The organism is Planctopirus limnophila DSM 3776 (genome assembly GCF_000092105.1).
Lineage (GTDB): Bacteria > Planctomycetota > Planctomycetia > Planctomycetales > Planctomycetaceae > Planctopirus > Planctopirus limnophila.
On the sequence record NC_014148.1, the window covers coordinates 2278080 to 2292471 of the forward strand.

Consider the following 14392-nt stretch of genomic DNA (forward strand, 5'->3'; position numbering starts at 1 on the left):
GAACTCTTTCTCACTCCAGCGTTTGATTATCACGGGTTTGAATCACGCAATTCGCAGTTCAATTCCCAAGTCTTCAATCCGCTTTCGCCAATCTTCGGGAATCCCTTCGTCTGTCACAATTTCATGAACACGGTCGAGTGGACAAAGTGGGGAGAGGGCTGCTTTTCCAAACTTCCGACTATCAACCGCCAGCACCACTCGTTCAGCGGCATCAATCATCCGCCGCTCGGCCTCAACGAGGAGGGTGTTGCTGTTGAACAAGCCTTTCTCCGTCACGCCACCGACACTGAAAACCATGCGAGGGACCTGCAATTGCGATAACGCCAAATTCAGGAGCGGGCCTAAAGTCACACCTGTTTTGGGATGCAGATACCCTCCTAAAAAAATCAATTCCACACCCGGGCTGTTCACCAGCAAATTGGCAATCGCCAGGGAATTGGTCACAACTTGCAGTTCTTTGCCAATCAAGGCACGAGCCACCTCAAGCGTTGTCGTTCCCCCATCGAGCAGGACTGTTTCACCACTTCCTATCGTTTCCGAGATCGAACGAGCAATTCTCTGCTTCTCGACCAGAGAGGTCACACTTCGCTCTTCCAGAGAAACAACCGATTCACCGACATAGGCAGCCCCGCCTCGTGTGCGGCGAACCTGCCGAATTCCGTCAAGATATTCCAAATCCCGCCTCAGTGTTGACTCGCTGACCCCGGTTTTGGTCGCAAGCTCATGAAGCGATATAAAGCCTTTTTCTTCAATGAGTTCGAGCACATGTCGACGGCGTTGATCCAAAAGCATGGTTCAAATCATCCCTCGCCACACCTACCCAGACATCCTGACCGTTAAACTGCTCGGTCTAGGATGTCATAAGAATAGGTCGAACTTCTATCGCACTCAAGCAGGAACATATCACAAAGTGCAATTATTTTCCAAATTATTGCAAAACATGCCATCCTGTTGAAAACACCAACTCACACATTCACTGGCATCGACAAGTTGCTCCAGCAGAATGAAAAGAACTTGCGGAAGGTCTGTTCAGGCAAGGAGTGCCGATATTCCCGGAGCGACTAGGCGCTGCCAGCCAGATCATTGTTCAGAGAGTTTGGCTGACAGCAGATATGACTCACCAACGCGAAGAGACTGACCTGAGACTCAAAGATTTCATTAGAAGAGCGGCGACTGGGAGGTAAGTCTCAGATAATACGCCTTTTTTTTGCAGCGTTGCAGCGTCTTGATGTCAGGGCCTTCAGGAAGGTGCGACCCACTTTGACAAAACGTACTAAACGGTGGAGAAAGCGATTCTGATTGGCTAACCGCTAAGGCAAAATTATCGTCCGGCGGCCAACAATCTGCACGCGATGGTTTGCCACCAACTCAATAGCTTCGGGATAGGCTTCGCACTCGGCCTCAAAGACACGCTGAGCTAAGGCATCGGGCGTATCATCTGGCAGGACGGCTACAACCCGCTGGAGAATGATCGGGCCATGATCATACTCATTATCGACAAAGTGGACTGTACATCCCGAGAACTGCACGCCCCGCTGAATCGCAGCTTCGTGAACATGATGCCCATAAAACCCTTTGCCGCAAAACGCAGGGATCAAAGAGGGGTGAATGTTCAGCACTCGATTGCGGAAATCTTCTGGAACTTCAAGAAGCGAGAGAAATCCGCCACATATGACAAGATCGGCTTGACGCGACCGGCATAGCTGAAAAATTGCTTCGCTGTGGCTGCTCGTGGAAGGGAACTCTTTGCGATGGCAGACCGCGACTTCCAGTCCATGCTGTCGGGCTCTTTCGATACCACCCGCGTCAGGACGACTGCTGATGACCAGTGGAATCTGGGCATTGAGGGAACCCACTGCGATTCGATGGCAGAGGTTTACAAGCGTTGTGCCTCCCCCGGAGATCAAGACAACCAGACGAACAGCCTGATGACCGGCGGAATCTCCCTGTGGCATGGATCACTCAATAAGTTCAGAAATCGGGAGCAATGGGACGGATCTTCCCAACAAAGCATCCGTCATGAAAAGGCGAGGCAATAGAAATTGCCTTTCAGATGCAAGATAACGTCCTCAGGATGGATCGTCGTCCTCTGGAAGCCGAGGATTTTCGGGAAAACCTAAAGCCGTATCTTGTCGACGATGCGGCATGGCCTCCTTCGATGACTCAGTAACTTCCCCTTTGCCAGCCAGACCGGATGTTGGCAAGCTCGATGGACTCGTGGTAATCGACTGCGTCATTGGGGCATGACCGTTCTTAAGCTCCAGTGAGGAAGTACTGGGGGGAATGGCAATGTTTAATAGCTGTTCGTGCGGAGTGAGTGTCTGATCGATATTCCCGGGGACTCGCAACTTCTCTGGCAAGCGGCGTTTTTCGCTTCGAAAAGTCCACAGACCTAACATGATCCAGACGGCAACCAGGCCAGCAATCCCATAGGCCCAGACAGGAATGATCAGGGCTGTTTTCTGAATTGGTGGAATCCATTCTATCTCTCCAGCCAGCAGCATCGGAGCTTTCCGCGGTTGGTCTTGGGCTTCATAGCCATACATTTTGAAAAAGTATCCAGCAACGACAACCTCTTCGACAAGATCCCCTCCCAGAGGCATGCCTTCTGGCTTTTGTGTGAAGACGACGACGGTGGGATTGTTTTGCGAGTCCGCAGAGTAAAGCCAGCCTTCATAAACAGTTGTTAACCCCTCGTCATTCGGACCTGGATCGTATTTGACAAGTTTTCGCAGAGTTCCCCGCAAGACAACCGGCTTTCCCCGATAGACTTCCGGGTGAAGGAACAGATCAACGAATGGCGAAAACTTCTTTTCTGTGGCCGCTTTGGAATCATGAGCAGCAATGCGGGCCTTGCGATACTCAATTGCCAGTTCCTGCAGTTGGGGAAAAGACATGAGGCTGGCAAGCTTGAGAATTCGAAAATAAGCCTCGCGATCTTCGACTTTTAACCCGAGAGTGCTGTCACGGACATCTTTCAACACTGCAGGATTAATCGAAGCGCCGCCATCCAGTGTGATATCGAACTGACCAGCTTTTTTAGCGGGAAGATCACGAATACTTTCGACCGGGCGACCGAGACTGGGAACCGGATCTTCAAATTGGATACCGGAGGGAAGCTTGTTTTCGGGCCCTCGACGTTCAAGGGTAGGGAAATCTCGCCCCTCCATGGGCGGAAGCGGAGTGGGCAACTCCTGAGATCCGCTACGAGGTGGAGTGACGTTTTTTCTCTGATCGGTTTGTGACGCCGCTGGACTCGAAGGAGAGGTTGAGTTCGTTGAAGCTCCACCTGAAGGTGGTAAAGAGGGAAGAGTGCGAACCGGTGGCTTCACTGGTGGGAGATCGTCAAATTCATCTGAGAACTGAGCCCATGCCAGACTGGCAGAGCAGACCCAGACTCCGATGGAAAAAATTGTCCGTCGAATTAGCCATGACATGATTGACCATCCTCTTTGCGGGCAGGCACTCCAGCTTGATCTGCACACCCTCCAGCAATGACTTATACCGTGTTGCACCAGTCTCTACAGTTTTACAAAAGCACGCAAACCTCCTGCTTGTTCGCAGATTGTGCCGTGGTGGAAGTGGAGTGTCGAGTCGTCTCTGGCTGAATCTCCGAAACCGAAGCCATCGATAGCAGAGAATCGAGCTGTACGAATAAAAGACTGCGGGTTGTTTCAACACCACCTCGAAAGAGAATCTCAAAGTGATGGACTCGCCTCACACCGGCAGCGTCCGGTTCCGAAGTCCGATCCACTGCGAATGCGAAAGCTCATGAATTGTTCATCGCGCCTTAGAATAGTGACATGCAAAGGCTCACCCGGCGGGTGCTTGGAAATAGCCGCGACCATTTGTCGCAATGTGGGATTTTCCACGTCATCGATCGAAAGGATGCGATCTCCGGGACGTAAGCCGACTCGCGCTGCCGGAGAATTGGGAACAATACGATCAATCACCACGTTCGAGCCAAAAGGCATCGCACCGATGACCCCCAGACACCCATTGACTTCTGTACTGATCTGAAGACGAGGATACCACTGCCGCAGTGCCGCCAATTCTTCACCGGGAATATCGAGTTTATCTGAAACATAAAGGACATGAAGAGTATTGAGCCGCTTCAGATGTTTCAGCCCTTCGCGACCTCCGGTATAGCGGTCATCCAACAGCACAAATTCAAAAGTCGTCGAATTTCCGATGAAATGATCATTCACCGATTCGACCTGTGCGCCGAGGCGAGACAAATGATCGATCGCCCGCATTCGGCGGACTGAAAAGTTTTCAGACAATGCATCAAATGCAGCATCGGCCACTTCTTTATGATGATATGTCGTTAACGCTTCGATGGCCGAGAGAGCCGCTTCACCAGCTTCATTCTCATCGAGAACGGTCATATCAGAGAGAACATGAATCAACGGACGGCATCGATCGGGAGCCTGTTTGATCTGAGTCACAATCTCCGGGACAACATTCTGGCCCGCCTTGATTAACTCTTCTGCAGCACGGCGTCGATTCGAGGAAGATCCACTGTTGAGATCGCGAATGCTTTTTGATGTCAGTTCGGGGCGACTCAATTCACCCCTGGGATTGGACGTTATGGCAAACCAGAGAATCAATCCGAGAATGAGAGCGATAACCACATATCGACCAGGAATGGGCAGCATTTGTTCCTCGCTCTACGGTGTTTTGATTACAGCTTGTTTGAAAGGATTGCACCATTAACAACAAAAGATCCCGTGGCAGAACGAGTCATTATTCAGGGCGAACCATCACCTGTAATTGATCATCAAAATGCTCATCCATTTCCACTGTGATCACATTGGGACAACAACAGACGGGGCAATCTTCGACATACTCCTGAAAGCTTCCCTGTGAAAGGTCAACTGGCACAATAATCTCTTCGCCGCACGAAGGACAGATGTAAGCGGCTTCGAGAAATGTGCTGCGCTGCCGGCGCCGACGTCGCTGAGGTTTTGTCATCCTTCAAATCCTGAATTTCGATTTCATGACAGCAACACCTCCACGCCCTGTTCTGTGAGGGCATTTGACCTCTCAAGGATGATAGCCAGCAGCTTCAAATTCACCGGGAGATGGTACCCGCAGACAGTTGCAGCCGTTCATGATGACTTTTTGCAGCGATCCCTGGTTGCAAAAAAACGACAAATTCTGACGAATCGTTACATTTGGCAGCGCCTGTCGCGAATTTTCCACGCAAATCAAGAAAATTCCTCACCTCGAACTTGAGAACTCTCTGTAACAGTGAAATAGTTCAAAAATGCTCAAGTTCGGCGAAAAACTGCTCCCGTCCTCCTGCTTGTCGTACCTGGCCTTTCGTCTGGCCTGGCGGCAAACGGTCGAGGCACTCATTTATCAGCAGCAACCTCTCGAAGATCGATACCAGACGCTTTCAGGCGAAGATTTCCTGGCATTCGAGAAAAAGAAACCAACAACTTCAGGTTTTCTGTGCGAAGTCCCTTTTCTGTCGGAAGTCGCTCCGCAGGTGCAGCTGGATTTACTTTCCAATTTCTGGTCGCGACACATCAGTCTGGCGAGCTATCGAGCCTCACTTCTGGATGAAGCAATTCTGTATGCCGCCTGTGAATCTGCAGCGAGTCTGCTGGAGCATGATCCTCATGCAGTGCCACTCCATCTGAAGGGTGGGCCACTGGATGTGACTTTTCCCGTGGACGAATCACTCTCAGCCGAGATTCGCAAGCTCTATCTGGATCTGCCCAGCGAAGGCGATTACTTACTGATCGGGCAATTCCTGGACGTACCTCCCGAAGAGTGCCGCAAGCTCAAGAAGAAGTTTGGCCTGCGATCCATCGAAACAGAGGAGCTATTCGACCTCCTCGGACGCTGGACCATTCAGCCAGCCATGAATGACCGTCTGGCTGGACTGCTCTCGCCCCACGAGATATCCAGACTCCGCAAGATTTTGGATCGTCATATTCGCATCTGAGAATTACCCATCTCTCGATAGATGGCAGAATCAATCTCTTCAAACCAATGCTGCAGCGAGAGCAATCTGCTCATCGATTCGCATCCATCTCCATAATGTTGAATGCCTGACGCAGCGAAAGTTCCCTGTTCATCTCAGCGAGAAAGTGCATACAGCAGAATCCCGGTCGCGACGGAGACATTGAGCGAACCCACAGCTCCCTGGCTCGGAATCGTGCAGACTTCATCGCACAGTTCAAGTGTGAGACGCCTCAATCCACCTTCTTCGTTACCAATCACGATCAACCAGGGACGATCGGCCTTGATCGACGAAAGTGGCTGCTGGGCATGCTCCGATGTCCCTAAGACCCAGACACCACTTTTCTTGGCAAGCTCGAGGGCACGGGCGAGGTTGGGGGGTTGTGCAAAAGGAATCGATTCCAGTCCACCTGCAGAAACATCGTAGGCCGTCCCTGAAAGCGGTGCGGAACGGTCTCTCGTGGCAATGATGCCGCGAACTCCGAAAAATGCAGCAGCCCGGAACACGGCTCCCACATTGTGAGGATCTTGCAGGCAATCCAGTGCCAGCCAGATGCCATGCCGATTACTTTCCACTCCGCCGGATGCATCACTCTTTTGTGCTAATGGGCCTGGTGGAGCAATTTCAAAGAGCTGCTCAACTGTTAAAGGTGCCCGGTCGCGAACGGTGGCTTCCGAACTGCTTTGCCTTTCGAACTTTCCACCGCGATCTTTTCCGCTCGCGGGACGTTCAGAACCACTGGAGGGCAGGGCCGTTCGAATGGGAATGCGATGTACTCTCGCCTGTTCAAGTACTTCGCTCCAGGCACTGGAAGGATTAGCTGTGGTGATAATTTCGAGTACATCGTGTGGTCGATATTGCAGGGCAGCAAGGACACTATGAGGATTTCGCAGGGTGACTGTCACAGAAGACTTTCCATGGTAAAGAGAGGCAATTCGCCATACTGAATTTGCTATTAAATCTTCAAAGATTGCCGCTGAATTTCGGCCAGTAAGATCCCGGCAGCCACAGCAGCATTCAAAGACGATGTTTGCCCCGCCATGGGGATCCGGACCTGAATATCACAAGCTGATAGCAGAGCAGAGGAAACACCTTTCCCTTCGTTGCCGATAATCAGACACAGCGGTGCGGGGATCACGACATTCCAGAGGGATTGCTCACTCTTCTCTGTAGCAGCCAGGATTTTCATGCCCCTCGACTTTAACTGATCGATCGCTCGGTCGAGGGCTGGAACGCGATAGATTGGCAGAAAGTTGACAGCACCGGCAGAACTTCTTGCTGCCTGACTGTTCACACCCGACTGACCTTTTTCCGGAAGCACGATCCCACCGGCTCCCAAGGCTTCTGCACAGCGAATAATGGCACCCAGATTGAAGCTGTCTTGAATTCCATCGAGGATGACCAGCAGCGCCGGGAGTTGTGCCTGGAACAGACCTTCAAAATCCGCATAAGGAAACTCGGGCATCCGGGCAGCCAGCCCCTGATGATCTTCCGCTCGAATCAAACGGGAGAGCTGATCAGCAGTCGAAGCCACGAGTTGGATCCCGACTGCTTCACAAAGATTTTTGAGTGAAGTCGAATGGGCTTCTTCTATGGAATCGCCCAGTGGGAAATCGCCCACTATGGGATCGCCTAGAGGATCATGCGGCGAAAATCGATGAGAATCGTAATGCAACTCAAGAGGAATCCAGTATTTGGCGTGAATCGTCGCCGATACGAGGTGGCGTCCCCAGATCCAAGAACGATTATGGTTTCCAAGTAGTTTCGGCACCGAAAATCTCAAATCTCTGTTGGCAGGTTCTGTAGCAAGGTCGCAAAAGAGAGCCTGCTGATTTCAAATGTCGACGGGGTCAATCTGGCATTGTCAGGCATGGAACGATCACTCGAACTCGACCCCAGCCAACGTCTTTGCTGTCGCCCTATCAGACAGTTGTCGAGATTCTCTTGTATGAGGATAAGAACAGGACTTGCCAATTGCGAGCAGTGAGGCGACACTCGTTGAATTCCTTTGCCAACTGGCAATAGCAGGTCATGACCCTCACGACGAGTTCAGCATAAGATGCAGGCACCGCTCCGCCGAAAAGTTCGCCGCAAGTGTCCGATCTATGGCCCCGAAGAACGGGATTGTCTGCGACGCGCTGCGCGATTTAATGCGCAGGTGATGGATTTCATTCGGGATCATGTGAAGGCGGGTGTCACCACGCGGCAATTGGATCGCCAGGTGGAAGAGTACACCCATGATCACGGACATACCTGTGCCACCAAAGGTTACAAAGGCTATCCGGCTTCAATCTGCACGAGCGTCAATGAAGTCGTTTGCCATGGAATCCCGAACGACCGTCCTCTCAAAGAGGGCGATATTGTCAACGTCGACCTGACCAGCATTGTCGACGGCTGGTACGGCGATCAATCGGAGACTTTTCTGATTGGCGAGGTTTCCGCAGCAGCGCGCGAGTTGGTGCAGGTGACTTTTGACGCCATGTTTGCCGGCATCGACGGAATTGCCCCCTTTGGCAAAGTCGTCGATATCGGCCGCGCCATCGAACGGTTTGTGCGTGATAAACCTTATGAAATCGTGCGCGAATATCAGGGGCATGGGATCGGGCAGGATTTCCACCAAGATCCTGGCATCCCGCATTATGTTCCCCGCTTGAATCCCCCTCAGGATGTCATCGAGCCCGGAATGTCCTTTACGATTGAGCCGATGCTCAATGCCGGGACCTACCGGACGTTTGTCGACAGTGTTGATGGCTGGACTGTCCGCACCGTCGATCTGGCACTCTCCGCCCAGTTTGAGCATCAGATTCTGATGACCGAGAACGGGCCAGAAATTCTGACGCTGACGCAAAAGGGGCCCCAAAGAGGGCACCGTTTCTAAGAGCTTCTCAATGAGAGGAACTCTCATTGAGAAGAATTGTTGGAACAAGGATTGATTTCGAGCAGGTCCAAGGCAACACTCTAACGAACATTAGAATGTTGTTCCTCCAGGAGTCTGCCGTATGCCTGCCTATACTCCCCGTTCCAAAGCCAACTCAATCCGCCCTGGATTCACATTGATCGAACTGCTGGTGGTCATTGCCATCATTGCCATTCTGATCGCCTTGCTGTTACCAGCCGTCCAGCAAGCCCGGGAAGCCGCCCGTCGGACACAATGCAAAAACAACCTCAAGCAACTTGGGTTGGCACTACACAACTACCACAGTTCTCTCAACACATTCCCGCCAAGCATGTCTCATGGTGGAGCGGCCAGTTACACGGGTGGCTCCAACTGGAGTGTGCTGGCGTTTCTGACACCTTATCTGGATCAGAGCAATGTCTATAACGCGATGAATGTCAACTTCCCGACCTACGATGCGACGTTCAACATCAGTGCGCCGAATCGCGTAGCTGCGGGAACCATCGTCCCCTCGTTCCTGTGCCCGAGTGATCGTGGAACCGCCATTATCAGCAATGTGCTGGGTGTCACGACCGGTTTAGGACCAACAAATTATGTGGCCTGTAATGGAACGGGAACAATTGGGCGCGATGGGCTGACAACGGGTGGAACCAGCACGAACTACCCTGGCTCGCCTTACCAAACCGATGGTGTGCTCTATGCCAATTCGAGAACACGTATTGGCGATATCACCGATGGTACGAGTAACACGATCTGTTTCTCCGAATCACTCCTGGGTGATCGCACAGCCAATGGAACGACCTTAAGAGAACGTGCCTTCGCCGTCGCAACTCCCTCCTATTCCTACAGTACCTTCAACGATGCTGGTTGCACTTCTGCAACCACCTGGGCTGATGGAACCGCCAGAAATCCCAAGGGCTACAGTTGGATCCACGGTGAAATCGGAGCGGCCTCATACAATCATTACTACGGGCCGAATTCAAGAAGCTATGACTGTGGTGGCAATGCCCTTGAGCTGGGCGGTACTGCCGTTGGCTGGCGTGCAGCGAGAAGCATGCATAGTGGCGGAGTCCATACCCTATTGGCAGATGGCGCTGTTCGTTTTGCCAGCGAGAATATCGACCTCGCGGTATGGCGATCCCTTTCCACCAGAGATGGGCGTGAAGTCACGAGTGAATTCTAGTTTCCTGGCCCCTCGCACTTCAATCTACATACAAAACCAGCCACCACAGATAGCCGCCATGAACCTTGATCAGAGATCGTCGAGGTACGATCTACTCCCCGATGATTGACAGCAGCAGAACTGATTCTTAGTCGTTGATCTTGCAGTATTATGTCAGAATCAATCATAGGCGTGCTGAGATCATGCCCGCCCCGATCGATCGACCCGAAATCGCAGATGACATTCTGCCCGACGGGCGTTAATCTCAAGCGATGGAAGAGAATCCTGACGCAACTGCCCGTCCCATCGAATGTGCCGAAAAGCTCAAAGTTCTCGGCGAACCGATCCGGTTTCGCCTGATCGAGGCTTTGCAGGCTGGTTCTATGGCAGTGGGTGATCTGGCGGAATTGCTGGAATTGCCACTGATGCTCGTTTCTCATCATCTGAAAGTTCTGCTCGAGTACGGATTTGTCCAGAGGCAGAAAGAAGGTCGTTTCGTCTATTACTCTCTGGGAGACGACGTCCTGCGCATGAACAAGCTCAATCTCGGCTGCTGCGAACTCAGCTTTCCTGCTTCGCAAGATCAGCGAACCAAGTCGGGTGGTAAGTAGCAATCAGCTTCTAATGACTTGAAGTCGATACCCTCATACTCGGCTTTCCGACTTCGATCTGCGATCTTCGTCAGGAGCGATCATTGGAATAATCTCAATTGCGAACTTTGAGGTGCGGGTCTGCTGAACTGCGAACAATCAAGAGGCGCAAAGTTCTTGAAGCCATACTTTTGCTGAAAGACCTGGAACATTGTTTTGATTTGTTCAGCGATCTGACCTGCCCCTGTCATCCGCTGGCCCCAGGAAGAGTTATTCAGGCCTCCCTGCCGTGTGTCTCTGATGAGGCTTTCCACCTTTTCCGCTTTAAGGGGTTGAGTCCGTCTCAGCCATTCCAGAAAAACGGGTTCAACAGTCAGTGGCAATCTCAGTAAGACATAGCCAGCAGCCTGAGCACCCGCTTCACGAGCAGATTTCATGATTTGCGGCATCTCGTGATCATTGAGGCCGGGAATCATGGGCGCAACCATGACTCTGACAGGGATCCCCTCTTTCGCCAGAAGTTCAATGGCCCGCAGTCGAGCTGAGGGAATACTGGTGCGAGGCTCCATCTCTCGAGCCAGTTGAGGCTTAAGAGTGGTGATCGAGATGGCCACATGCACCAGATTCCGCGCAGCCAGCGACGCCAGTAACTGCTTATCTCTCACGACCAGTGCATTCTTGGTGATCAGCGTGACCGGTTGACTGAACTCATCGGCCACTTCGAGGCATTGGCGAGTTAGTCCCAACTCTCGTTCGATGGGTTGATAGCAATCGGTCACTCCACTGAAAGCGATAGGTTCCGACTGCCAAGATCGACGCGAGAGAAACTTTCTCAGAAGAGTTGATGCATCTCGTTTGACAACAATTTTGGTTTCAAAATCGAGACCCGCATTCAACCCCAGATACTCATGCGAATTTCGGGCATAACAATAGCTACAGCCGTGGATGCAGCCGCGATAAGGATTGACGCTATATCGAAACGGGATGTCCGGTGAATTGTTCTCAGAGACGATGGTCTGGGATGAATCTTCGATCAATTCAATCGGGCGATGTTCCCGTTGATGCAAGTATTCTTCGTCCCATTCGAGATGCTCCAGGTCGGGCACCGCGTGGGTGTTTTCGAAGCGATTGGGAGGATCGAGGTGAGATCCGTGCCGCATGCATTGACCCTCAGAAGTACTGACCCGAGCACGAATCTATACGCAAGTACACATCCATGGCAAGTGATTTTCTATATGTGAGTCGGAAAGAAAAAGGATCTGGGCATTCGACTGGCAGAATGCTATTCGATCTGATGAGTCGACCCGGGTGGCCAATCGTGCATTGTTGCCTGCTGCACTCCCACAAGCTGACTGCTCAATGCAATCAGCGACGTCAAATGAGGCCGATGATCTTCAGCCAGTCTTGTGAAGCCGAAAGAACCAGATTAGCTTTTTCATGATGTCGAGAGAGCTGCATAGACCGAGTGTAGTGATTGTTGCAGACTCCACACCGATCCGGGAGACGCTTTGATGAAACTGGGGATGATCGACGCAGAAGCTGGGCTGCGAGTGGTCGCGCTGAATCCGGATGGTCAATACGTCGACCTGCTGGCTTTGGATGCACAGATTGCTCCAACACTGATCGGCATTCTGGCAGATCCGGAAGGACTGGCTCGTGTTGCCAGTGCTCTGGTAACAGGGTGGAGCAAAGGGCCGTTTATCGAAGGCCGACTGGTCGCACCTTTTTCTCGACCAGGCAAGATCATCTGCATTGGACTGAATTACCGCGACCACGCCAAAGAAACTGGTGCGGAGATTCCCACAGAACCTGTGGTGTTCAGTAAATTCTCCAATACGATCACATCTCCCGAAGCCCCGGTCGTCTTGCCCTCAGTCGCCCATCAGGTCGATTTTGAAGCGGAACTCGTGGCGGTGATTGGAAAAAAGGCGAAGAACGTCGCGAAATCCAAAGCCTTCGAGTACATCGCCGGGTACACCTGCGGCAACGATGTCTCTGCCCGCGACTGGCAGAAAGGGAGGCCAGGGGGCCAATGGCTCATGGGAAAAACCCCTGACACTTTTGCACCCATTGGACCCTGGTTCGTGACTGCCGATGAAATTGGGGATCCTCACGATCTGGCGATCTCCCTCAAGCTCAATCAAGTCGTCATGCAGCAATCGAGGACGAATGAGTTGATCTTTGGTATCGACGAATTAGTCGCTCACATTTCACAATTGGTCACTCTTGAGCCAGGAGACCTGATTTTCACAGGGACACCATCGGGCGTGGGGGTGGCCCGCAAGCCTCCGGTCTTCTTAAAGCATGGCGATGTCATGGAAGTCGAGATCGAAGGGATCGGCGTCCTGCGAAATCCGGTGATCTCCGAATCGCACAATCGATAGCCACACTTCGACTGGCGACTTTGCGTGGTGAGCGATAGAAGTTCTATCGAGTTGCCGAGAAGCCTGCTGGCTGAATCTGAGCGACATTGCCAGGGTTAGATTGCCCTTTGGCAATTGCATCAGCTCCGGTGTTGGCAGAGAGCATTTGCGCTAAAGTCGTGGCACCGCGGTGATCTGGCTGCATGGCCAGCGATTTCTGGACGCTGATTCTTGCGTGTTCTCCACTTCCCGTGTGAAACTGGGCTTCGGCAAGGTGATACCAGTCGTCAGCCGACAGTTCACGCTCGGCAATCGATTGCTCCAGACGTTGAACGGCGTCTTCCCATCGCTGATTCGAAGCATAAGCGAGGCCCAATTGCCACTCGGCCTCGCGCTGCTGAGGCAGCGTCGCATAGGGATGGTGCATCAACTCACGAAGAATCGGGCAGGCTCGGTCAGCCTGACCTCGTTCGATCTGTACGCGAGCCATCGCCAGCTTAGCCGCTACGTCATCGGGCCAAAGATCACTGACGGAACGATACATTTCATAAGCGGCATCGTAATCGCGCTGTTTTTCGTGAATTTTTCCCAAGAGCATTTTTGCAGAGACTGATTGTGAATCTCTTAACAGCGCGGCCTCAGACGCGAGTTGCGCCTCGTCGATCTGCCCCAGTTCGAGATAACATTGACCCAAGTTGACAACCGGTTGAGGATCACCAGCGAACTGATCTGCCAGACTCCGATATTCGGCGATGGCGGCCTGGTGGCGACCATTTTCCCACAACAGCCGGGCTTTCATATCACGAGTTGAGGCGTTTTTGGGAGAGCTTTTCTCAATCTCACTGATCAGAGACGAAGCATGCCGGAAATCTCCCTGTTCATGGAGAGCCTCGGCATCCTTACACAATTGTTCACATCGTCGGTCCTGGCTGGCCACTTGCCGACTGACCCATTGGCAACCGGAAAGCGAAATGGTCAAGATCGCTAGAGTGCAGCGGAATACGGTGTGGGAGACCAGACGTGCAGACACCCGGCAGAAACTGCCAGCCAGCCATCTCGAAATGCCTGGAGATGTCCATTTCATGGCACGGGCTCGCACCAAATCCATTTGAACGAGTGAGGAGCAGCAGGCAAAAATCGATTATGGATCAAATTTTACCTTAATCTCGTCATATCATATCGACCAGATTTGAGGGAAGACCGAAGCGATTCCCAGCGATTGTTAAGGCTTTTGATGGCCTCATTTCGAGAATATTGAGTGGTGGAGTCACTCGAGATCAAGGGGCCTCAGACATGGAAAATTCAGCACAACTTGATCTTTCCGAAAGCTCCCCCTATTGTTCGCCCAAGGTAACGACTGGTTGACCCAGTCATTAAGTACAACGATTTATCACTCTCTGACAGGAC

General features: G+C 52.1%; 14 protein-coding genes. 5 read left to right on the forward strand and 9 right to left on the reverse strand.

Annotation, left to right across the window (positions count from 1 at the left end; genetic code table 11):
- Nucleotides 1-42 precede the first annotated feature (42 nt).
- The 5 genes from PLIM_RS09115 to PLIM_RS09135 form a co-directional block, all read right to left on the reverse strand.
- Nucleotides 43-792: a DeoR/GlpR family DNA-binding transcription regulator gene (locus tag PLIM_RS09115; protein ID WP_013110019.1), complete on the reverse strand. Its 750-nt coding sequence runs from the start codon at nucleotides 790-792 to the stop codon at nucleotides 43-45.
- A gap of 518 nt (nucleotides 793-1310) precedes the next feature.
- Nucleotides 1311-1955, reverse strand: coding sequence for a phosphoribosylglycinamide formyltransferase (gene purN / locus PLIM_RS09120; protein ID WP_013110020.1), 645 nt, complete (start codon nucleotides 1953-1955; stop codon nucleotides 1311-1313).
- Nucleotides 1956-2069: 114 nt separating this feature from the next.
- Nucleotides 2070-3437: a hypothetical protein gene (locus PLIM_RS09125; protein ID WP_013110021.1), complete on the reverse strand. Its 1368-nt coding sequence runs from the start codon at nucleotides 3435-3437 to the stop codon at nucleotides 2070-2072.
- Between the two features lie 261 nt (nucleotides 3438-3698).
- Nucleotides 3699-4658: a PDZ domain-containing protein gene (locus PLIM_RS09130; RefSeq protein WP_013110022.1), complete on the reverse strand. Its 960-nt coding sequence runs from the start codon at nucleotides 4656-4658 to the stop codon at nucleotides 3699-3701.
- 88 nt (nucleotides 4659-4746) lie between these two features.
- On the reverse strand, nucleotides 4747-4974 hold the full coding sequence (locus tag PLIM_RS09135; RefSeq protein ID WP_013110023.1) for a CPXCG motif-containing cysteine-rich protein: 228 nt from the start codon (nucleotides 4972-4974) through the stop codon (nucleotides 4747-4749).
- 295 nt (nucleotides 4975-5269) lie between these two features.
- On the opposite strand from PLIM_RS09135, the gene PLIM_RS09140 reads away from it, so the two are divergent.
- Entirely contained in the window at nucleotides 5270-5956 is a 687-nt protein-coding gene (locus tag PLIM_RS09140; RefSeq protein ID WP_013110024.1) for a hypothetical protein, read from the forward strand.
- Nucleotides 5957-6090: 134 nt separating this feature from the next.
- On the opposite strand, the gene PLIM_RS09145 is transcribed toward PLIM_RS09140, so the two are convergent.
- Together PLIM_RS09145 and rlmB are read right to left on the reverse strand one after the other, a co-directional pair.
- The gene (locus tag PLIM_RS09145; protein ID WP_013110025.1) at nucleotides 6091-6879 is read right to left on the reverse strand and encodes a TrmH family RNA methyltransferase; all 789 of its coding nucleotides are present in this window, start codon (nucleotides 6877-6879) and stop codon (nucleotides 6091-6093) included.
- 50 nt (nucleotides 6880-6929) lie between these two features.
- A complete protein-coding gene (rlmB, locus tag PLIM_RS09150; RefSeq protein ID WP_196349556.1) occupies nucleotides 6930-7649 on the reverse strand; it encodes a 23S rRNA (guanosine(2251)-2'-O)-methyltransferase RlmB in 720 nt (239 codons plus the stop codon).
- A 384-nt stretch (nucleotides 7650-8033) separates the two neighbouring features.
- Between rlmB and map the strand changes: the two genes are divergently transcribed.
- The 3 genes from map to PLIM_RS09165 all read left to right on the forward strand — a co-directional run bounded on the left by map (nucleotide 8034) and on the right by PLIM_RS09165 (nucleotide 10643).
- The gene (map, locus tag PLIM_RS09155; RefSeq protein ID WP_013110027.1) at nucleotides 8034-8852 is read left to right on the forward strand and encodes a type I methionyl aminopeptidase; all 819 of its coding nucleotides are present in this window, start codon (nucleotides 8034-8036) and stop codon (nucleotides 8850-8852) included.
- Nucleotides 8853-8973: 121 nt separating this feature from the next.
- Nucleotides 8974-10053 (forward strand): DUF1559 domain-containing protein, encoded by a 1080-nt coding sequence (locus tag PLIM_RS09160; protein ID WP_013110028.1) that lies wholly within the window; start codon nucleotides 8974-8976, stop codon nucleotides 10051-10053.
- A 251-nt stretch (nucleotides 10054-10304) separates the two neighbouring features.
- Nucleotides 10305-10643, forward strand: coding sequence for an ArsR/SmtB family transcription factor (locus PLIM_RS09165; RefSeq protein ID WP_013110029.1), 339 nt, complete (start codon nucleotides 10305-10307; stop codon nucleotides 10641-10643).
- Between the two features lie 80 nt (nucleotides 10644-10723).
- Here the strand turns inward: PLIM_RS09165 and PLIM_RS09170 are convergent, their stop codons facing one another.
- Nucleotides 10724-11782: a PA0069 family radical SAM protein gene (locus tag PLIM_RS09170; protein ID WP_013110030.1), complete on the reverse strand. Its 1059-nt coding sequence runs from the start codon at nucleotides 11780-11782 to the stop codon at nucleotides 10724-10726.
- A 351-nt stretch (nucleotides 11783-12133) separates the two neighbouring features.
- Here PLIM_RS09170 and PLIM_RS09175 point away from each other — a divergent pair, with 351 nt between their 5' ends.
- Entirely contained in the window at nucleotides 12134-13006 is an 873-nt protein-coding gene (locus PLIM_RS09175; protein WP_013110031.1) for a fumarylacetoacetate hydrolase family protein, read from the forward strand.
- Nucleotides 13007-13049: 43 nt separating this feature from the next.
- On the opposite strand, the gene PLIM_RS09180 is transcribed toward PLIM_RS09175, so the two are convergent.
- Nucleotides 13050-14069 carry a tetratricopeptide repeat protein gene (locus tag PLIM_RS09180; RefSeq protein WP_013110032.1) on the reverse strand — a complete coding sequence of 340 codons (1020 nt, stop codon included), beginning with the start codon at nucleotides 14067-14069 and terminating at the stop codon, nucleotides 13050-13052.
- Between the last annotated feature and the right edge of the window lie 323 nt (nucleotides 14070-14392).